Source organism: Nocardioides aquiterrae (assembly GCF_039526625.1).
Lineage (GTDB): Bacteria > Actinomycetota > Actinomycetes > Propionibacteriales > Nocardioidaceae > Nocardioides > Nocardioides aquiterrae.
In genome coordinates this window covers 427,638-445,814 of record NZ_BAAAJE010000006.1, presented here as the reverse complement: position 1 = coordinate 445,814, position 18,177 = coordinate 427,638, and the positions used below count along the sequence as shown (strand labels likewise).

The 18,177-nt window shown below is 70.3% G+C and carries 21 protein-coding genes; 20 read left to right on the top strand and 1 reads right to left on the bottom strand.

The window, feature by feature from the left end:
• The first annotated feature begins 11 nt into the window (after positions 1 to 11).
• The 14 genes from ABD086_RS08925 to ABD086_RS08860 all read left to right on the top strand — a co-directional run bounded on the left by ABD086_RS08925 (position 12) and on the right by ABD086_RS08860 (position 11,627).
• The gene (locus ABD086_RS08925) at positions 12 to 347 is read left to right on the top strand and encodes a hypothetical protein (RefSeq protein ID WP_343907139.1); all 336 of its coding nucleotides are present in this window, start codon (positions 12 to 14) and stop codon (positions 345 to 347) included.
• A gap of 3 nt (positions 348 to 350) precedes the next feature.
• Positions 351 to 770, top strand: a complete 420-nt coding sequence (locus ABD086_RS08920) for a hypothetical protein (protein ID WP_343907138.1) — start codon at positions 351 to 353, stop codon at positions 768 to 770.
• Positions 770 to 1,210 carry a DUF6093 family protein gene (locus ABD086_RS08915; RefSeq protein WP_343907137.1) on the top strand — a complete coding sequence of 147 codons (441 nt, stop codon included), beginning with the start codon at positions 770 to 772 and terminating at the stop codon, positions 1,208 to 1,210. The genes ABD086_RS08920 and ABD086_RS08915 overlap by 1 nt, the downstream gene beginning before the upstream one ends.
• Before the next feature lie 2 nt (positions 1,211 to 1,212).
• On the top strand, positions 1,213 to 1,611 hold the full coding sequence (locus ABD086_RS08910) for a hypothetical protein (RefSeq protein ID WP_343907136.1): 399 nt from the start codon (positions 1,213 to 1,215) through the stop codon (positions 1,609 to 1,611).
• Positions 1,608 to 2,081, top strand: a complete 474-nt coding sequence (locus ABD086_RS08905) for a hypothetical protein (protein WP_343907135.1) — start codon at positions 1,608 to 1,610, stop codon at positions 2,079 to 2,081. The genes ABD086_RS08910 and ABD086_RS08905 overlap by 4 nt, the downstream gene beginning before the upstream one ends.
• 34 nt (positions 2,082 to 2,115) lie before the next feature.
• Positions 2,116 to 2,466 carry a hypothetical protein gene (locus tag ABD086_RS08900; RefSeq protein WP_343907134.1) on the top strand — a complete coding sequence of 117 codons (351 nt, stop codon included), beginning with the start codon at positions 2,116 to 2,118 and terminating at the stop codon, positions 2,464 to 2,466.
• 97 nt (positions 2,467 to 2,563) lie between these two features.
• The gene (locus ABD086_RS08895; protein ID WP_343907133.1) at positions 2,564 to 3,085 is read left to right on the top strand and encodes a phage tail tube protein; all 522 of its coding nucleotides are present in this window, start codon (positions 2,564 to 2,566) and stop codon (positions 3,083 to 3,085) included.
• Positions 3,086 to 3,204: 119 nt separating this feature from the next.
• Complete coding sequence (locus ABD086_RS08890; protein ID WP_343907132.1) at positions 3,205 to 3,852, top strand: hypothetical protein; 648 nt, start codon at positions 3,205 to 3,207, stop codon at positions 3,850 to 3,852.
• Positions 3,853 to 3,959: 107 nt separating this feature from the next.
• Positions 3,960 to 4,361, top strand: a complete 402-nt coding sequence (locus ABD086_RS08885) for a hypothetical protein (RefSeq protein WP_343907131.1) — start codon at positions 3,960 to 3,962, stop codon at positions 4,359 to 4,361.
• A 3-nt stretch (positions 4,362 to 4,364) separates the two neighbouring features.
• Positions 4,365 to 7,949, top strand: a complete 3,585-nt coding sequence (locus tag ABD086_RS08880; RefSeq protein ID WP_343907130.1) for a coiled-coil domain-containing protein — start codon at positions 4,365 to 4,367, stop codon at positions 7,947 to 7,949.
• Positions 7,946 to 9,760, top strand: a complete 1,815-nt coding sequence (locus ABD086_RS08875; protein ID WP_343907129.1) for a hypothetical protein — start codon at positions 7,946 to 7,948, stop codon at positions 9,758 to 9,760. Before ABD086_RS08880 ends, ABD086_RS08875 begins: the two co-directional genes overlap by 4 nt.
• Positions 9,760 to 10,773, top strand: coding sequence for a hypothetical protein (locus ABD086_RS08870; RefSeq protein WP_343907128.1), 1,014 nt, complete (start codon positions 9,760 to 9,762; stop codon positions 10,771 to 10,773). Before ABD086_RS08875 ends, ABD086_RS08870 begins: the two co-directional genes overlap by 1 nt.
• Positions 10,770 to 11,078 carry a hypothetical protein gene (locus tag ABD086_RS08865; RefSeq protein ID WP_343907127.1) on the top strand — a complete coding sequence of 103 codons (309 nt, stop codon included), beginning with the start codon at positions 10,770 to 10,772 and terminating at the stop codon, positions 11,076 to 11,078. Before ABD086_RS08870 ends, ABD086_RS08865 begins: the two co-directional genes overlap by 4 nt.
• 201 nt (positions 11,079 to 11,279) lie before the next feature.
• Positions 11,280 to 11,627, top strand: a complete 348-nt coding sequence (locus ABD086_RS08860; RefSeq protein ID WP_343907126.1) for a hypothetical protein — start codon at positions 11,280 to 11,282, stop codon at positions 11,625 to 11,627.
• A 43-nt stretch (positions 11,628 to 11,670) separates the two neighbouring features.
• Here ABD086_RS08860 and ABD086_RS08855 read toward each other — a convergent pair whose 3' ends face one another.
• Positions 11,671 to 11,865, bottom strand: coding sequence for a hypothetical protein (locus tag ABD086_RS08855; RefSeq protein WP_343907124.1), 195 nt, complete (start codon positions 11,863 to 11,865; stop codon positions 11,671 to 11,673).
• 81 nt (positions 11,866 to 11,946) lie between these two features.
• Between ABD086_RS08855 and ABD086_RS08850 the strand changes: the two genes are divergently transcribed.
• The 6 genes from ABD086_RS08850 to ABD086_RS08825 all read left to right on the top strand — a co-directional run bounded on the left by ABD086_RS08850 (position 11,947) and on the right by ABD086_RS08825 (position 17,829).
• Positions 11,947 to 12,504 (top strand): hypothetical protein, encoded by a 558-nt coding sequence (locus ABD086_RS08850; protein ID WP_343907123.1) that lies wholly within the window; start codon positions 11,947 to 11,949, stop codon positions 12,502 to 12,504.
• 190 nt (positions 12,505 to 12,694) lie between these two features.
• Positions 12,695 to 13,447, top strand: coding sequence for a hypothetical protein (locus ABD086_RS08845; protein WP_343907122.1), 753 nt, complete (start codon positions 12,695 to 12,697; stop codon positions 13,445 to 13,447).
• A gap of 1 nt (position 13,448) precedes the next feature.
• Entirely contained in the window at positions 13,449 to 13,664 is a 216-nt protein-coding gene (locus ABD086_RS08840; RefSeq protein WP_343907121.1) for a holin, read from the top strand.
• Between the two features lies 1 nt (position 13,665).
• On the top strand, positions 13,666 to 13,833 hold the full coding sequence (locus ABD086_RS08835; RefSeq protein WP_343907120.1) for a hypothetical protein: 168 nt from the start codon (positions 13,666 to 13,668) through the stop codon (positions 13,831 to 13,833).
• 236 nt (positions 13,834 to 14,069) lie between these two features.
• Positions 14,070 to 16,628, top strand: a complete 2,559-nt coding sequence (locus ABD086_RS08830) for a hypothetical protein (RefSeq protein WP_343907119.1) — start codon at positions 14,070 to 14,072, stop codon at positions 16,626 to 16,628.
• 292 nt (positions 16,629 to 16,920) lie between these two features.
• The gene (locus tag ABD086_RS08825; protein WP_343907118.1) at positions 16,921 to 17,829 is read left to right on the top strand and encodes a tyrosine-type recombinase/integrase; all 909 of its coding nucleotides are present in this window, start codon (positions 16,921 to 16,923) and stop codon (positions 17,827 to 17,829) included.
• Positions 17,830 to 18,177 lie beyond the last annotated feature (348 nt).

The following is an 18,177-nucleotide window of genomic DNA, read 5'->3' as shown; positions in this document are numbered from 1 at the left end:
GGGAGCCCAAGATGACTCAGAAGCTCACCACCTTCGTCCACGTGGTCAACCCGGACACGCTCGAGAACGTCGTTCTCGAGCCCGGCCAGACCGTCCCCTCGTGGGCGAAGGACCAGGTCACCAACCCCAAGGCGTTCGAGGCCACCGACGACGAGCCCACCGCGGCCGCCGACGAGACCACGGACACCTCGGAGAGCGACTACGACCCGGCCAGCGACGACGTCGACGGGGTGAACAACTACCTCGCCAACGCCGACGAGGACGAGGTCCAGCGGGTCCTGGCCGCCGAGGCGGCCGGGAAGAACCGCAAGGGCATCGTCGAGGGCCCCTACGCCGAGGTCGACTGACCGATGGCTGGACTGGAGGACTACGTCACGATCGACGCGGCAGCGGTCGCGGAAGGCTGGCGCACGCTCACCGAAGAGCAGGCGGCAGCCGCCGAGTCGCTGATCGACCGTGCGATCCCGATCCTGGTCTCCCAGTCCCCCGGACTGCTCGACCGCCTCGAAGCGGCCACCACGCCGCCCGAGGCGGTCGAGCAAGTCCTCGTCCAGGCCGTACGCCGCGCGCTCCAGCCGACCTTCAACCCGGACGGCGCGAAGAGCATCAGCAAGACGCTCGAGGGTGAGTACTCCGAGACCGTCACCTGGGACACCAGGGCCCTCCAGGGTGGCCTGTACTTCCACGCGAGCGAGCTCGCGCTGCTCGCCGGCCCGGCACGCAAGGGCCGCGGCAAGGCGTTCGCGATCAACCAGACACCGCGCTACTGATGTCCGGCATCGACGCAGCCTTCCTCTCCCGCGGGATCGCCGAAGCTGCGGCGCTGCGTACCGACACCTGCAGGATCACCCGCCCGGGCGACGGGGAACGCACCCGCAACCCCGCAACGGGGAAGTACGAGGACCCCGAGCCTGTCACCGTCTACGAGGGGCCGGCCCGCATCCCCTCGCGCGCGAACTCGCCCGCCGGGAGCGCCCGGGCGGCCGACGGGGGCTCCGCGGCCTGGCAGGTGTCGGACTTCCCGCTCGACCTGCCGCTCGACGGACCCGGCTACACCTCCGGCGAGTCCGTCGGCCCGGGCCAGACCGTCACCTGGTTGACCTCGGCCACGGACCCCGAGCTGGTCGGCCGCGTGTTCGGGATCGTCGCCCCCGCGCGACAGACGTACGCCGTCGCACGCAGGTTCCTGATGCGAGAGGTGGTGAGCTGACCATGGGAACCGTCCACATCGACGCCTCGGAAGTCGCCCGCCTCGCCGTCGACCTGTCCGAGGCGCCCGGCCGGCTGCAGCGCCGTGCACCGCGCACCATGAAGCGGTCCGCGCTCGAGATCAAGCGCCGCATGATGCAGGACTTCTCCGGCCACCGCCGAGCCCGCGGCACGGAGCTGTCGCTCGAGATGCAGCAGCTCGACGGACTCGGACTCACCTGGGAGATCGGCGAGCTCGACTCCGCCGGCTACAGATGGGGTCTCGCCGCGATCCTCACGTTCGGAACGTCGAACAACGCGCCCGTCGTCGACCACACCGCGGCGCTGTGGCGCGAGATGCCGACCACGATCTCCCACCTCGGCGGCGACGCCGAGGACTCGGTCCTCCGGGGCGCCGAGTGAGCAGCAACGCCCTCGCCGACGCGGTCCTGGACCTCCTCGGCGCGGACGAGCGGATCGTGCTCGTCGAAGGCCCCGGCACCGCCATCGGCGAGCTCGTGCCCCTCTACGACGGACACGTAGTCGACTCCGACGGCGTCGAGAAGACGATCAGCGCCCCGCTGCCGTACCTCGTGCTGTTCACCACCCCTGGAGCCCCGGTCCGCGCACGCGTCGGCCGCACGTCGACGCTCCGGGCCGTCGAGTTCCAGATCACCGCGGTCGGCGGCGACCGCTGGCAGTCCCTCTGGGCAGCCGAGCTCGCCGAATCCCTCCTCGACGCGAAGACCGTCACCCCGGCCGATGACCGGCCCCGGCGCATCCAGCGCACGCCGGACAACCTCTTCGTCGCACGCGACGACACCTGGACCCGGCCCGGCGGCAAGCCGCTGTTCATGTGCCCGGCCCGGTACGCCGCCGCCGTCAAGCGCTGAACCAGCCAACCATCGAGCACGGAGGAGCTCCGTCATGCACAAGTCCGACATCGAGTACGTGCGGGTCGTGAACCCGGAGACCGGCGTCAAGATCACGGTCGGCGCCAAGGTCGTCCCCGAGGGCCACGAGGTGGTCGACGAGCCGGCCGTGGACCGGAACGGCCGCCCGCTCGACGCCACTTACCCGGAGAAGACGACCGTCGACGGCGTCGAGCCGGTCGCCAGGCCCTACGGCGAGTGGCTCGTGAAGGAGCTGCAGGCCGAGGTCGAGGCCCGCAACGACGCCGCCGGCGACGACGAGCCCCAGATCGTCGTCGAGCCGCCGGGCAACAAGCCCGAGCTCGTCGCCGCGCTTGAGGCCGACGACGCCCGCCGAGCCAGCTGAGACCCCGCCCGGGCAAGTCCCCGGGCGGTTTCCGAGCCACGCAACGCCACCGCGCGAACCGAGAGTCGCGCACCCGACGCCTTGAGGAGGCAACCGCATGTCCATCTACGAGCCCGAGGCCGTCGAGAGCCAGGGCGCAACGAAGATCAAGCTGCTGTCCGCGGTCGTCGACGCGGCGGCGGCCAGCCTGGCCACTGAGGTCAACGCCGCCAGCTCGGTCGAGGCGACGCTCGTGTTCAACACGTGGAACCCGACCCGGACCCCGAACACCGGCACCGCACCCCGCCGGGTCGGCACCCGCGACCAGTTCCCCCGCGAGGGCAACATGCAGTACCAGCCCATCGCGATCACCTACCCGGACGACCCACAGGCCGACACCGGGGACCCGAACGTCAAGGCGAAGGACCTCCTCACCGAGGGCACCGTCAAGTACGTCCTGGTCCGCAAGGGCATCGACGTCGACACGGCGTTCGCCGCAGACCAGAAGTACGAGCTGTGGAAGGTCCGCTGCGGCGCGCAGATCGAGACCCAGTCCGGCGAGGACGAGTTCGCCGAGTACCAGATCCAGCAGAACCTCTACCCGCTGCAGAAGGTGGCGAAGGGCGTCATCGCCGCCTGACCGTCGCCTGCCCTGCACCACGAACGAGGGCGGCGAGGCCTGGCTCGGACTCGCCGCCCTCTCCGTTCGCCCGCACCACACCGAGCCGATCCGAGCCTCCGAGCCAAGGGAGCACCCGCATGTCCATCCCCCTGTCCCAGCTGATGCAGATCGACGACCCCGACGTCGGCCCCCTCCGCGGCGCCTACACGATCTGCCTGGCCCCGAAGCTGTCGGTCGAGCTCGAGGCCGCCACGGCGCGGTACACCGAGTCAGAAGCCGCACTGAAGGTCGCGCGCGAGGACGCCGAGTCCGACCGGGAGCGACCCGGCCGGCAGCGCAGGGTCGGGCAGAAGAGCACCCTGAAGGAGCTCGAGGAGAAGGCCGACCGTGACGCGGCTGAGGCCGACGAGATCCGGGAACGAATGCTCGCCCGGTCGATCGAGCTGCAACTGGTCGTCGACGAGGACCGGTGGGCCGAGTTCACCCGCGAGCACCCCGCGCGCGACGAGGACGACGACCCCACCGGTGCGCGGCGGGACCGGTTCTACGGGATCGGGCTGTGCAACGTCGATGAGCTGCTGAAGATCATCGACCACTTCATCACCCGGTACGGCGACGAGCGGCCCGCCGACGGATCGTGGGCGTTCGTCAAGGCGAACTCGGCGCCCGGCGAACGCGACGGCCTCGCCGCGAAGATCGTGCGGATGCACACCGCGGGTGTGGACCTGGGAAAATCGCGGACCGCCTTGCGCAACTCCCAGCGGCTCGCGACCGACTCCGAGTAGCCCAAGGCTGGGCCGGTCCGTCCCCGAAGGCCTACGAGGGCTGGACCCCGACGTTCGAGACCACCTACGAGTGGGCCTACAACGCGTGGGGGCGGCCGACCCACGTCGTGAGGGCGATCACCCGGCAGCTCGAGCCCGAGTGGGGTGCCGCGGACCGGGCGCTCGCTGAGGGCCTGTACGTGTACGACGCAGACGTGTGCCCCGGCTGCGGGCAGCACTCGTCGGTCCTCGACGACCCCGAGAACAACGTCCTCACCTTCGAGGACCGGGTCTGTGCGGTGTGCGCCGGATCCGAGCGGCACGCGCGGAAGCTCGCCGCCGTCGACCGCGACTGGGAGCGCCGCCACACCGAGCCCGACCAGCACGCCGGGATCAAGGCGCACCTCGAGAGCGCCCGTGTCCCTCGCCCATCCGACGGCAGGCACGTGTACCTCCGCCGGATGCACCCCGAAGAGATCCAGGCCGCCACGCACGCCCACGAGAAGGGCGCCGAGCCGAAGGAGGAGTGACTGGTGAATCGCCGCGTATCGGTGACCATCGACGCCGACGTCTCCTCCTTCAACCGGGCCCTCCTCGGCGCGTCGGCCACCGCCCGGACGTTCGCGTCCGACCTGGAGTCCGCTGACGGCCGGATGGCGAACCTCGTCCAGGCCGGGCTCGCGCTCGCTCCCGCCCTGGTGCCCCTCGGCGCGCTCGGCGTCCCGGCGCTCGCGGGGCTCGCGAACCAGCTCGGGGCCACCGCCGCTGCCGCCGGCGTGACCGTGCTCGCGTTCCAGGGTGTCGGTGACGCCCTCAAGGCGCTGAACGACTACCAGATCGACCCGACCGACGCGCACCTGAAGAAGCTCCAGGAGACTATGGACGCCCTCGGGCCGGCCGGGCAGATCTTCGTCCGCCAGCTCCAGGAGCTGCGCCCAGAGCTGCAGGACTTCCAGGACATCGCCCAGCAGGGCCTCTTCCCCGGGCTGGACAAGTCGATCGACGAGCTGATGACGCTCGCCCCCGAGGTCGAGCACATCATCGGCACCATCTCCCGCGAGCTCGGCCGGCTCGCCCAGGACGGTGCCGAGCACCTGAACACCGACCGGTGGCGGGATTTCATCAGCTACCTGGACCACGAGGCCGCCCCGACGCTGTCCGCGATGGGGAAGACCCTCGGGTACGTCGTCGAAGGCCTCGCGTCCCTGATGATGCGTATGGACCCGCTGGCCGACTCCTTCACCCAGGGCATGGTCGGGTACGCGAAGGCGTTCCGCGACTGGGCCGACGGGCTCGACCAGTCGCAGGGGTTCCAGGACTTCGTCGACTACATCCAGCAGAACGGCCCCGAGGCGATGGACACCCTCGCCGCCATCGCGGGCGCCCTGATTGCGCTGGTCACCGCCGCCGCACCGGTCGGGTCCGCGGTCCTCCCGGTGATCGAGGCCCTCGCCGACGGACTCGCCGCGCTCGCTGACTCCCCCGTCGGGCCCATCCTGATCGGCGCCGCGGCCGCCATCGGCACCCTCGGCCGGGCGCTCGCGATCCTCAACGCCGTCGGCCTCCGCTCCGGCGACTCGGTCCTCGGCCGCGTGTTCCAGGTCGAGAAGCTCCAGACCGTGCCGTCCGCGATCCGGGCCGTCACCGTCGCGACGAACGAGCTCCGGCTGGCCGAGGAGGCCCAGGCCGCCGCCGCGGTCCGCGCCCGGGACGCCCAGTTCGCGTTCATCCCGACCGCCGACAAGCGAGCCGCGCTGGCCGAGTACACGGCGGCGCAGCAGCGGGTCACGGCGGCGTCCGAGAAGGTCGCTGCGGCCGAGAAGTCCCGGTCGGCCGCGCTGCGCGCGGGCGCCGCCCAGGCTGGGAAGAGTGCGGCCGCCGTGGGCGGGCTCGCGCTCGCCATGTCCGGGTACGCCGAGAAGTCGGGCCTCGCGAACGCGGCGACCTTCGGGATGATGGGCACCATCGCGGGGCCCTATGGCGCCGCCATCGGCACCGGAATCGGCCTCACGATGGACCTCGCGGCCGCGAACAACGGGCTCGAGAAGGCGATCCGTGGCGCCGACGCCGCGATGAAGTCGGCCGACCTGGTCACCATGGCCGACCAGGTCACCAAGCTGAAGGCCGCACTCGCCGATAACGCAGCGGCGAAGGACTTCGACTGGTCGCTGAACCCGGTCAAGCACGTCTCCGAGGGCTGGCAGTACGTGTTCAGCCAGATCAACGACAGCAGCGGCGAGGCCCGGGCGAAGCTGGAGGAACTGCAGTCCGCGCAGGAGTCCCTCGTTCTCAGCGTCAACGCCCTCGGCCAGGCGTTCGGTGCTCAGGGGTTCAAGGCCGGCAGGTACGTCGACGACCTCGGCAAGCTCGCGCCGGTCCTCGAGCGGGCCCGGCCGGCGATGGAGGAGCTGGGGATCTCGACGAAGGACCTCCAGGCCGCCGTCGACAACGGGTCGATCGGCGAACTGGTCGACCAGATCGTGTCCTACACGCACTGGATGGACACGGCCGCCGGCCGCACTCAGCGGATCGCGGACTCCATGGCCACGCTCGACAACCGGATGGTGTCGACCAAGATGTCCGCTGAGGGGCTCAAGGACGCCCTCGACGACCTCCTCGGTCCCCAGCTGGGCCTCTCGGAGGCAACCGATGCGTGGACCACGGCCCTTCGCCACCTGTCCGACGACCTCGACAAGAACAACAAGACCCTGAAGGGCAACAGCGATGCGGCGATCACGAACCGCGCAGCCATCCGGCAGCGGGTCGAGGCGTTCCAAGAGCTGTTGGTCGCCGAGGCGAACGCCGGTGCATCGTCGAAGCAGCTGTCGGGTGACCTCAAGGCGCAGAAGAAGGCGCTGATCGACGCCGGGGAGGCAGCCGGGATCAGCCGCGGGCAGATGGTCGCCTACCTCAAGGAGCTGGGCCTCACTCCGAAGCTGGTGAAGACCCTGATCGTGGCGCAGACCGACGAGGCGAAGGCCGCGATCCGCGCGATCAAGGCCCAGCTCGACGACATCCCCCGGTCGATCTCCACCACTTGGTACGTGAACCAGGTCAACGCCATCAGCAAGGGTGGGTTCGAGCCCAACCCTGACCACCGAGGCGCCGACGGACTGACCGTCCCAAAGACCGGCCTGCCGTACGCCGACCGGCACCTGATCCTCGCCGCCGACGGCGAGGAGGTCGTCTCCAACCGGTACGGCGGCGCGGACAAGAACCGGGCCGAGCTGAAGGCCGCGTCGAAGGGCGCGAAGCTCGCGGTCGTCGGGTACGCCGACGGCGGCACCATCGGCGGGCAGCCCGGCCTCGGGTTCTCCATGGTCCCGGGCGGCTCCATCGTCGGCCCGGCGCTCGCGGCCGGGTTCGCCCTCGGCAACCTCGCGCGGCTCACCGAGAAGCAGCTGCAGGTCCAGCAGCGGCTCATGGAGAAGGAGGTCGAGCGGGCCCAGAAGGCCGTCGACCTCGCCCGCGAGCACCGGAACGCCGTCCGCGACGACATCGCCGCGATCAAGCAGTCGATCGCCGACCGGCTGAAGTCTGACATCTTCGCCAAGCCCGACTGGGTCACCCTGCAGCGGCCCGACAACGGCGGCGTGTTCGCCTCCGCCGAGCAGGAGCGGGCGTGGGCGCTCGCCGAGCAGCAGGTCAACGCCTCCCTCCAGCAGAACCCCGCCGACATCCTCCGCGCCGACATCCGTGAGGCCCGGCAGAGGGAGGAGCTGTTCAGGCGGCTCAAGCGGGCGGGGCTTCACGGTGACGCGCTGCTGTACGCCGAGCAGAACGCCGACAACGGCCAGCTCCAGGCGCTCCTCGACGACCAGCAGCTGCTGCAGCAGTACCAGCAGCTCTACAACCGTCGCGACCGGATCGCTGACCGGGTCGGGGAGCTCGCCGGGATGCAGCGGTGGGGCAACGAGCTCGCCCGGTTCAACCAGACCCTCACCGAGTCGAAGGCGATCCTGCACCGGCAGGAGATGGAGCTGAGGGCGATCCGTCGCGAACTCGCTCGGGCCCGCAAGGAAGCCAAGAAGAACTCCGAGGACAACGCCGACAAGGTGGCCGCGGGCGTCAACGGTGCCTCCGCGGCCGGCCAGCGGGGACGGGTGGCGGTCTGGTGATCAGCGGCGGCTACAGGGTTCGTCTCGGGTCGTTCTGGTTCGACGACGCGTCGGGGTTCGACGACGTCGAGATCCGCGTCTACGGGATCCAGCGTGGCCGGCCGGTGCCGATCACCCAGGTCGTGGACTCCATGCTCCTCGACGGAGCGATCGAGCGTCGGGTCGCAGCCGGGAACCGTGACCAGTCGCTGATCATCGGGCTCAAGGGTGACCCGGTGCGGTTGGCCGAGGTGATCGAGCAGCTGCACATCGAGGCGCAGAAGGACGTGAACGAGTTCGCCTGCGTCCCGGTCGACGGGGATGAGGACTCGACCGGGGTGTTCGACATCGTCCTGGCCGACCTGTACTTCGACGAGTCCGGAGACTGGGACCTCGACGAGCTCGACGGCTACCAGACCTGGGTGCTCGCCATGCGGGCCCAGCCGTGGGTGCGCGCCGAGAAGCCGACGACCGTCCCCGCGCTCGCCTCGGGTGTCACCCCCGCGTCGACCACGATCTCGGACGGCACCTCGGCGGCGAACTGGACCGGCACCTCGGCCGTGACCGCGTCGGGCGGGACGCTGCGGCAGACGGTGACCGCATCGGTGTACGCGTCGGACTCCAGCGGGACCACCTACCAGATGGTCGCGGAGTTCATCTACACGCCGGGGTCGCCGCTCACCTCGTTCGCGACCCAGAACTACCTGCAGGTCGATGCGATCCCGCCGGCCGGTGGGTACAGCTCGGGCGGCAACGTGATCGCCTTCGCGGACGGCGTGGAGCTGGACATGCTGACGTTGTCGACCATCCCGGGCGGCGGCACGCGGTACTTCTTCGAGTGCACCGACTCCTCGGTGGCGACCCTCAAGGTCCGGTTCGAGTGGGTCGTGACGGTCGCCGCGGGTGGCACGGTCCCGACGTGGCTGTTCCAGATCGACAACGTCGAGTCGACCAACCAGGCGCCGTCGACCGCTGACACCCCGGGCCGCGAGGCGCTGCGCACGGTACAGGTGAAGGGCTCGGCGCGGACCCCCGCATCGCTGGCGATCGAGCACCCGACCAACGGCCTCGGCAAGGTGCTGCTGCTGTCCCACCCGGCGCTCGGTGGCGGCTACGCGCCGAACCTCCGAGCGCGCCGGGTGTCGGGGTCGACGTCCGAGACGCCCAACGCGAACCGCGTGTCGGGCAAGGAGTCGTCGGTAGGCACCGCGACGGCCGAGGTGTTCCGGGTACCGACCCGCGGTCTGCCCCGCGGCGGCTACCTGCTCTTGGCGCTGCCGACGGGCCCGTCGTTCACAGACGTGCAGACCACGGTGTCGACCCGGCTATCGACGGGTGCACTGATCGGCACGAAGACCAAGCGGAACCGGAACGTGCGAACGGAGGCTGGGTTCGACATCCTCGCGGATCTGGCCATCCCGCCGGCCGATGTGCCCGACGCTTCGGATGCGACGGTGGAGATCTCTGTGCTGAGCATGTCGGGGTCCTCTGTGGCGTACGACGAGATGTTCCTGTGTCCCCTCGGCGACGACGGGGCGCTGACACTGGTCGACTGCGGCGCCACGACCGCCGCGGCGCTCGGCACTGCGAACTCCCGCCTGTGGATCGAGTCGGCGTCCCTCGAACGGACAGCGCCCACGATCTGGCTCGGCACGGCAGCGGGCAAGGCGGACGCCTACCACGCGGGTCAGGCCGCTGGCTCGTGGATGCCGCACCAGCTCGTACCGCCGTCGGTGACGGTGTTCATGGCGAACACGGGCGGCTCGAATCCGGAGGTCTCAGGCAGGTACCACCGCCGAGGAATCAACGCCGTCGTCAAGGAATCCGCCTGATGCTGACGGTGAAGTCGGACGGCTACTGGCTCCACGCGATCCTCCCCAACGGCGCCATGTCACCGGTCTCGTACACGACCTCGATGCGCGGTCCACTGGTCGCCCAGTGGGACATGACCCTGCCGGTCGGGTTCACGCACCCGGCGCTGCGGCAGGGCGCGCTCGTGCAGGTGTTCGCGGGGCCGCTGTGCGTGTGGTCGGGGACGATGGCTGACCCGGACCGCAACGCCTGGCACTTCGTCGCGGACGGGCTGCATCGGCGCGGAGAGCGGTTCGATGCCGCGTTCACTGACGCATCGAAGACGCTGGACGACGCGATCGACGCGGCGATCGGGCGGGACCTGCCCTGGACGCGACCTGAGTCGATCTCAACCACGTTCACGGTCACTGACGGCTCCGTGTCCGACGCGCTCGACGCCTACTGTGCGGCGGCCGGGAAGCAGTGGCGCGTCGACCCCTACGGCCAGGTCCGCGTGTACGACCTGCCCACCGAGGTCGACTGGGCGCTCACCCCCGACGTGCCCGCGATGCCGACCGCTGACGATGACTACGCCTCGACGCTGGTCATCACCTACTCGTCGGGCCGCACGGCGGTCAGCGACGATGCCGCTGCCGAGCGGTGGGGTGTGCGCGAGGAGACCATCGACCTGTCGAGCCTCGGCCTGTCAGCCTCCGAGGCCGTGTCGGAGGCGCTGCTGGCGAACCGGAAGGCGCGCCCGGCGTTCACCGACGGCGTCGAGGTGACCCGGATGCGGTTGACGACGCCGGGTGGCACGCCGCCCGAGTTCTGGCAGGTCGCGGCGGGCATCCAGCGGGTCAAGCAACACGGCACGCTCACCTCCGACGGCGCCGCGAACCTGGGGCCGCTCGAGTGGGTCATCGGCGCGACGTCCTACACCGACGGCTCGGGCACGATCGCGCTGACGCCGATGGGCAGGCTGGCACGCGCGCAGGCTGAGGTCGTGGCCCAGCAGACGGCGCGGCTGAACCGGCTGGAGCTGAAGACGGCATGACCGACGTGACCGTTGTCGAGGGTCGGCATCGTCGCCCGCAGATCGAGCTCACGTCGTTCGCGGACATCACCGGCAAGTCGGTGCTGGACATCGCTCCGTGCGCGGCGGGGACTGCGGTGACGTTCGATGGGGCGCTGACGGCCTACGAGATCGCGCTGGTGCAGTACCGGATGGACTCCACCGACGCCGCTGACGAGGCCGCGCGGGCGAACCTGCGAGACCTGCGCGCCGCCGCTGAGACTGGCGGGCTGGACGAGTTGCGGGCGTTCGTGCTCGCAGCGTTCGACTACTGGTTCGACCAGTAGGGAGGAACCCCCGGCAGGCGAACCCGCCGGGGGCCATCCCGCAGGGAGCCTGCGGAACTGGCACGGACGCACCGACTCCACCGGACGCCCGCGCTTGCTGTATAGGAGACCACGACCGCCGCCGGAATACATCAGCGGCGGTCCAACGCGAATGGGAGCGCGCGCGATGAGGATGAACGGCAGCGGCGAATGAGCCAGGTGGTGACCGCGGTCCTGGTTGGCTGTGGCGCCATCGTCACACTGGCTGGAGCGGCCGGGGTGCTGTGGTGGCTGGTGAAGCCGCGCGTGGCGGCGTGGGCCGAGGCGCAGATCCTCACGCCGGTGCGCGAGACACATCATCAGGTGACGGTGAACCATCACTCGTCAGCGGAGCCAACGGTGCTCGACAAGATCGACACGGTGCGGCAGGAGGTCCGCGCCGTGGTGGTCGAGAACCGGGAGCAGAACCGGAAGATCGACTCGGTTCAGCGCGACGTGACCGCATTGACGGTCGTGCTGGACGCGCATCTGCATGGCGGCGACGTGGGTGACGAGCCCGACTTGGACTGAGGCTGTTCTACCGCCTACGCAGGTGGTGGGCGCGGCTGGGCGGCTAGTCGGTCGCGGGCTGGTGCCAGCGCCCAGCAGGCGGCGGCGCGATCCCCCATGCGGCCATCTGCGGGGGCTCGTTCCGCTTGCCGAAGGTGATCGTCCACTCCCGCCCGCTGCTGTCGGCCACGCCGATGGAAGCGCCCTCGCGCATCGCCTCTTCGGGTAGCGCGGCTAGCAGATCCAAGAGTGTCGCCATGCCCTGATTCTACGCCATCTCGGAGGTCCCGTGCCCGCCAATGGCACCCCCGTCCGTCGCCGCGTCACGAAGGAGATCCCCGTGAACGTCACCCCCTACGACCGCGCCCAGATCGTTGAGCGCGCCAAGGCCAGCAAGACGAACACGCCCCGCTACTGCCAGCTCTGGACGCGCGGCATCTGCGGCTCCCCGTCTGCTGGTGACCGCGACCGCGACGGAGATGCCGACGCCATCGACGGCTGGCTGTCCGAGCCCGCCAAGTACCGGCACACCGACCGCAACCCTCCCGCCGGCGTCCCGGTCGCCTACGGGGGGAGCGCCAACGGCCACCGCGCCATCTCGCTCGGCGGCGGCATGATCCGCTCCACCGACGCGGGCGGCGCGGGCAAGGTCGCCACGGTGCCGCTCGACTGGCCCGAGCGGACGTGGGGGCTGACGTACCTGGGCTGGTCGGACACCTGCGACGGCTGGCTGATCCCGACGCCGCCGCCTCCCCCGCCGCCGAAGCCTGAGCCGCTGAGCCGGGAGCAGAAGGTCAAGGTCGTCCGTCGCCAGGCTCGGCGCGCGGACGCTGCTGGGCATCCGGGCTGGGCTGCGCGGCTGCTGCGGTGGGCTGAGCAGATCGGGCGTCGGAAGTGACCGTTGCCGAAGATCGGGCGCTGCTCAAGGCGCTCGACCACAATCCCCGCCTCTACGTTCCCGGCAGTCTGCATCGCGCCGGGACGGGCATCGACTGGACCGAGAAGTGCCGCGCTCGATGCCCCCATGACGGCGACCTGTGTCACGTCGCTCGCAGCGGATACCTCCCACCCGAACATCGCGGCCCGTCGTGAACGCCGCCACCTTCACCCACGTCCACGCCTCAGGTCGCTTCGACGCCTCGCTCGCCGACGTCCGCACCGACTGGGACAACTTCCGCGCCGACCCCGCCGTCAAGCTCATCACCGCCACCGAGCACGGAAGCGGCGACCACGACAAGGCGTTCGACGCTGACGGCTGGAAGGGCTACCGCGGCCACGAGTGCGTCGTCGTCTGGCGCATCGACACCTTCGAGCCTGCGTGGGAGCCGTCGTTCGGGCCGCTCGCGCGCAAGCACACGTTCAACCGGGGCAGCAACCGCAACGCGACGACCTGGCTGACCACCGTCCCGCTGCGACACCGCGAGACCGGCCGCGTGGTCATGGTGCGCGTCTGCCACATGCCCGCGTCGGTGCAGGACGGCGAGCGGTTCCGGGCGTCGGAGGTGCGGAAGGTCGCGGCGTGGACTGCGGCGCTCGCACGCTGGGGGCACCGTTGCCGCCGGTTCAAGCGCGACCACCCGCACGCCGCGCAGATCAACGTGGCCGACTGGAACGTGGACCTGCGGCGTCGGCACTGGCGGGCGCTCATCGATGCCGCCATGACGCAGCGATGCGCGTGGGGCAAGCACCTACCGACGACGGGCAGCCTCGGGCGGCGCCTCATCGACGGGGCGTTCATCCGCCTGCTGCGCGTCGAGTCGGCCGACGTGATGCGCAAGGGCAAGTCGTCGGACCACAAGCCGGTCCGGTTCCGGTACCAGATCACCAACAAGGGAGCCTGACATGTTCACTCGCGAGTTCTGGAAGAAGGCCACCGAGCGGGCCGCCAAGTCTGCCGCGCAGGCCGCCGTCCTCGTCATCGGCGCCGATCAGGTCAACGCCTTCGCCGCCAACTGGGCCGACGTCGCAGGGTTCGCTCTCGGCGGGGCTGTGCTGTCGTACCTGACCAGCGTCATCACCGCGGGCGTCGGCCCCGACGACGACCCATCGGCGGTCTGACATGCGCGCCGCATCCAGCCTGCCGTGCGAGCGCCCGTTCTGGACGTGGCGCGAGGCGATCGAGGTTGCTAGCCGCGCCAACGCGACCGGACGAGTCTCGCTGCGCCGCGAGGGTGAGCGGTGGGTCGTTCGGTACGACGCGCCGCTCATGCTGGTGAACGCGGGCTAGCACCATGCGCCGGCCATCCATCCCCGAGACGCGCACCACGAAGGCACTCGTTGCCGCGATCTGTGCCTACGAATGTGCGGCCATCTGTACCGGCCACGTGCCCACCATCACCACCCTCAACCGCCGCTGGCCCGCCCTCGGGGTCGTGCTAGTCGGAGCCCTGGCGCTGCACTTCTGGACCCCCGCACCGATCTGACCCTTCCGCCTGAGCCTCGCCACAGAACAGGACCGCTCACATGGCTGACGTCAACATCACCGGCTCGCTGCTCGACGCCCTCGGCTCGGCGTACGACTTCCGCCGCGCCAAGCTCTGGATCGTCTTCAACACCGAGACCGGGTGGATCATCGACGAGGCCGGGAACGTCCGCATGGGCGCCGGCTCCGCGACCGTGAACGCCGACGGCACCTTCGAACTCACCGGCGTCCCGATCCCCGGCACCTCGAACCCGACGTCGTTCCAGATCAAGATCCGGTACGAGGTGCCCGCGAAGCTCGGCCCCACCCGTGGGGTAGAGGTCGAGTCCGGCGACTTCGGCTGGTTCACCGTCTCCGAGGCAGCGGACCTTCAGGACCTCGTCGAGGAGCAGTACGTCCCGCCCACCTGGATGTCCAACGCGATCGACACCCTGCAGGGCTACGTCGACCAGGCGCAGGCCGCCCAGGCGCAGGCCACGGACGCCCGTGACGCCGCGATCGCTGCCGGTCTGAACTGGCGGGGCCCCTGGTCCGCTCCGACGGCCTACGCAGTCGCGGACGCGGTCTCCTACGGTGGCGCGTCGTACCGGCGTCTCGTCGCCGGCACGACCGCGACGCCGCCGGACGCCGACGGCACGAACTGGGGCGTGCTCGCCGCGAAGGGCGACACCGGGCCCGCTGGCGGCCCGATCCCGCCCGGCGGAAGCCCCGGCGACGTGCCCACGCCAGCGTCCGGTGGCGGGTACGAGTGGCTTAACCTTTCGGCCTCGTATGGGTACGAACTCAAGTCGACCCTGACCGACGCCACGTTCGACACGTTCCTCGCCGGGCTGCCGGCCGGTGCCCGGGTGTTCGTCCCAGCGACCACCACCTTGACCCTCAATGCCGCCCACACGATCACTCAGCCGGTCGTGATCGACGGGCCCGGCAAGATCGTCGACGGCCGATCCAACCCCTCGTCGGCGCTGTTCACCATCGGTCCGGCGGCCTCTGGCTCCCGCATCCTGTGCCACCTCGCCGGGTCTGTCTCGGGCCAGTACAAGGCCAACCACCACGCCGTTGCCATCATGGGCACCGACAACGGCGCGGCGACCCCGCCGACCTACGTCACCGACGTCGTGGTCAAGCCCGCCAGCATCTCCGGGTTCGGCTCCGTCGGCATCTACGGCGAGTTCGTCAAGGACTCGGTGGTCGAGGTCGACGTCATCCACGACATGGGGTACGGCGGCGTCCTGCTGCTCTCGGCCGTCCACGTCGATGCCACGATCCACCACCTGCGCGACCTCACCCCCGGGACTTCTGGCAACGTGTACGCGCTCCAGTTCACCCGCCGCGGCGCGTCCTCCGACCTCGTGCGCTACCCGCACAGCTCCGACTGCAACGGCTGGGTCGGCGAGATGCACGGCGTCTCGATCTGGGACGGACTCGGCACCCACGGCGGCCAGAACATCACCCTGGGCTGGGGCAGCATGTACGGCGTCAAGAAGCCGTTCGACGTCACCGCCGCCACCGACGCGGCCGGTGAGCAGGCATACGCCCCAAACAACGTCACGATCAACATGGGCTCGGCGGACTCGGGCGTCACCGACGGCACGATGGGACCGGCTGGCACCATCAACGGGGCGTTCAAGACGACCGACGTCATCGGCACCCCGACCGAGTACGCCAAGGGCATCGTGGTCAACCCCGGCAGCCTCAAGGGGTACGGCATCCAGGGCGGTGCCAACGACGGGGCGATCTACTGCTACGCCACCCAGGGCCTCATCGCAGCACTCGGCTCCTGCGTCGAGCCGAGCCCGTTCGCCGTGAACATGTACCACGACAACAAGGACTTCTTTGTCAGCGTGGTCGCGACCGACGCATGGACCACCGACGGCAGCGAGGCCGGCGCGGTCCACTGCTCGTCGGACTACAACAACGGCGTGGTCGAGTTCTCTGGCATCACCCGCGGCTCCAAGACGGCGACCATCGTCAACAACCGCGGGCTGAGCGTCAAGAACGTCGCCAGCAACGCGGTCCGCCTCGGCACCGCCTGCAACTTCTCCGCTGCCACGACCCCGCTCATCGGCCCGATCAACGTGTGGCTCGACGCCGCGGTGAAGCTGGGGGCGCAGATGCGGGCGCTGGCGGGCACGGCCGGCGCGCCGTCGTACACGTTCGACGGCGACCCCGCGAGCGGCATCTACCAGGCGGCCACGAACGAGGTCAGCGTCGCAACCGCCGCCACGCTGCGCGCCCGATTCCTCACGACTGCGCTCCTGCTGTCCGATGGGTACAACATCTCGGTTGGCAGCACCAACGGCACGAAGTTCGGAACGGCCTCTACGCAGAAGCTCTCCTTCTGGGGCGCGACCTGCATCGCCCGCCCGAGCGCCTACACGCAGACCTACTCCACGGCGACCCGGACGCACAGCAATCCGACCGCCACTACCGTGGCGACCACGGCGGCCACGAACACGACGCCCTACGGGTTCACGACGCAGGAGCAGGCGGACGCCCTGGTGACCGCCGTCAACGCCCTAGTGGCGGACATGGCGAACATCAAGCAGTTCGCCAACTCGATCTGCGACGACCTCCAGTCGGTCGGGCTTCTCGCCTGATCGGCCGAGCGTCCAACACGCCGCGGCCACGAGGAACCAGTAGAGCGGGTCGAGAGCCTTCATGTCGGGAGGGTACCTCGGACGACTGCCGTCAGGGCCGTCCGTAAGCCGCCTACGGCCGGGATCACCGAATCCCGACACGCCCCGTCCACCTTCGGGTGGGCGGGGCCTCTTCCGCATTTCCGGACGCCGTCGTACGCTGTCCGGTCAAAGTAAAGAAGCGGCCCCCGCAGGTGCTGGAACACCGGCGAGGGCCTTGCCACCACTCCCACCTTGGACAGGAGAAGTGACCATGACGCACGCTATCGCGCTGCCACTCCCCGCGCGCCTCGCCGCCCTCACCGATCTAGAACGGGTCGCCTTCGGCTACCTCGCCGACTACGAAGGCAACACCCGCACGGCGTACGAGTACCACCTCAACGCGTTCCTCGCCTGGTGCCACCTCCACGGCGTCGACCCGCTCACCGCCGACCGCACCACCATCGCCCTGTACGTCCGCCACCTCTCCGAGGAACGCGGCCTGCGCGGCTCCACCGTCAACACCGCCATGACCCCGGTTAAGGGCTTCTACCGGTGGGCCATGCTCGAGGGGTTCATCGACCGCGACCCCGTCGTCCACACCCGCCTCCCGAAGGTCGACTACCGGAAGAAGTACCCGCTCGACCGCGAGGAGCTCCGGGCGATCCGGCGCTCGGCGAAGCAGCTCGGCGGCCGCCACTGGGCGCTCGGCGAGCTCCTGATCGCCCACGCGTTCCGGATCAGCGAGTGCTGCGACCTGCTCATCGAGAACTGCCAGGACGTCGAGCGCGGCCACCGCGTGATGCGCGTCCGCCGCAAGGGCGGGAAGATCCGCACCGTCCCGATGCCGGCCGTGGTCGCGATGGCGATCGACGACGCCGCCGGCGACCGCACCGAGGGGCCCGTCCTCGTCTCGATCGACGGGTACAAGCTGCACCGCTCCTCGGCGACCGGGCTGCTCAACACGGTCGTCCGGCACTCCGGCGTCACGAAGCACGTCAACCCGCACCTCATCCGGGCGAGCGTGATCACCACCCACCTGGACGGCGGCGGGGACATCCGCGAGGGCCAGCGGCTCGCCGACCACGAGGACCCGCGCACGACGTCGCGGCACTACGACCTGTCGAAGTCGAACCACGACACCCACCCGGTGCACATCGTCTCGGCCCGACTGACGGCCTGACTGCCGATCTGGGCGCTGTCGGTGGCGCGTGCTGGACTCGGGCCATGCCGCGCCACCACAGCCCCGACGAGGGCATCATCACCGCCCGCCTCGACGGCACCGCCCGCCGGCTCCTCCGCGAGGAGATCGACCAGGCCGAGGCCGATCGCCGAGCTCCACGCCATCACCACCGACCCGCGGCTCCTCGGTCACGCAGCCGGCACAGCTCGAGGCGCCGGCGGCTACCAGGCCGCCGAGGTCACCGACCTCCTCCTCGCGGCCGGTGGGGACCCGGCTGCCGCCGACGAGCGCGCCGACGTCGTACGCCGCCGTCTCGCGGTCGACCGCGGCCGCGGCGGGATCGGGAAC

Coding starts and splice junctions, on each gene's coding strand:
- ABD086_RS08925 (WP_343907139.1), top strand. CDS start 12: ATGACTCAGAAGCTCACCACCTTCGTCCACGTGGTCAACCCGGACACG.
- ABD086_RS08920 (WP_343907138.1), top strand. CDS start 351: ATGGCTGGACTGGAGGACTACGTCACGATCGACGCGGCAGCGGTCGCG.
- ABD086_RS08915 (WP_343907137.1), top strand. CDS start 770: ATGTCCGGCATCGACGCAGCCTTCCTCTCCCGCGGGATCGCCGAAGCT.
- ABD086_RS08910 (WP_343907136.1), top strand. CDS start 1,213: ATGGGAACCGTCCACATCGACGCCTCGGAAGTCGCCCGCCTCGCCGTC.
- ABD086_RS08900 (WP_343907134.1), top strand. CDS start 2,116: ATGCACAAGTCCGACATCGAGTACGTGCGGGTCGTGAACCCGGAGACC.
- ABD086_RS08895 (WP_343907133.1), top strand. CDS start 2,564: ATGTCCATCTACGAGCCCGAGGCCGTCGAGAGCCAGGGCGCAACGAAG.
- ABD086_RS08890 (WP_343907132.1), top strand. CDS start 3,205: ATGTCCATCCCCCTGTCCCAGCTGATGCAGATCGACGACCCCGACGTC.
- ABD086_RS08870 (WP_343907128.1), top strand. CDS start 9,760: ATGCTGACGGTGAAGTCGGACGGCTACTGGCTCCACGCGATCCTCCCC.
- ABD086_RS08865 (WP_343907127.1), top strand. CDS start 10,770: ATGACCGACGTGACCGTTGTCGAGGGTCGGCATCGTCGCCCGCAGATC.
- ABD086_RS08855 (WP_343907124.1), bottom strand. CDS start 11,865: ATGGCGACACTCTTGGATCTGCTAGCCGCGCTACCCGAAGAGGCGATG.
- ABD086_RS08840 (WP_343907121.1), top strand. CDS start 13,449: ATGTTCACTCGCGAGTTCTGGAAGAAGGCCACCGAGCGGGCCGCCAAG.
- ABD086_RS08835 (WP_343907120.1), top strand. CDS start 13,666: ATGCGCGCCGCATCCAGCCTGCCGTGCGAGCGCCCGTTCTGGACGTGG.
- ABD086_RS08830 (WP_343907119.1), top strand. CDS start 14,070: ATGGCTGACGTCAACATCACCGGCTCGCTGCTCGACGCCCTCGGCTCG.
- ABD086_RS08825 (WP_343907118.1), top strand. CDS start 16,921: ATGACGCACGCTATCGCGCTGCCACTCCCCGCGCGCCTCGCCGCCCTC.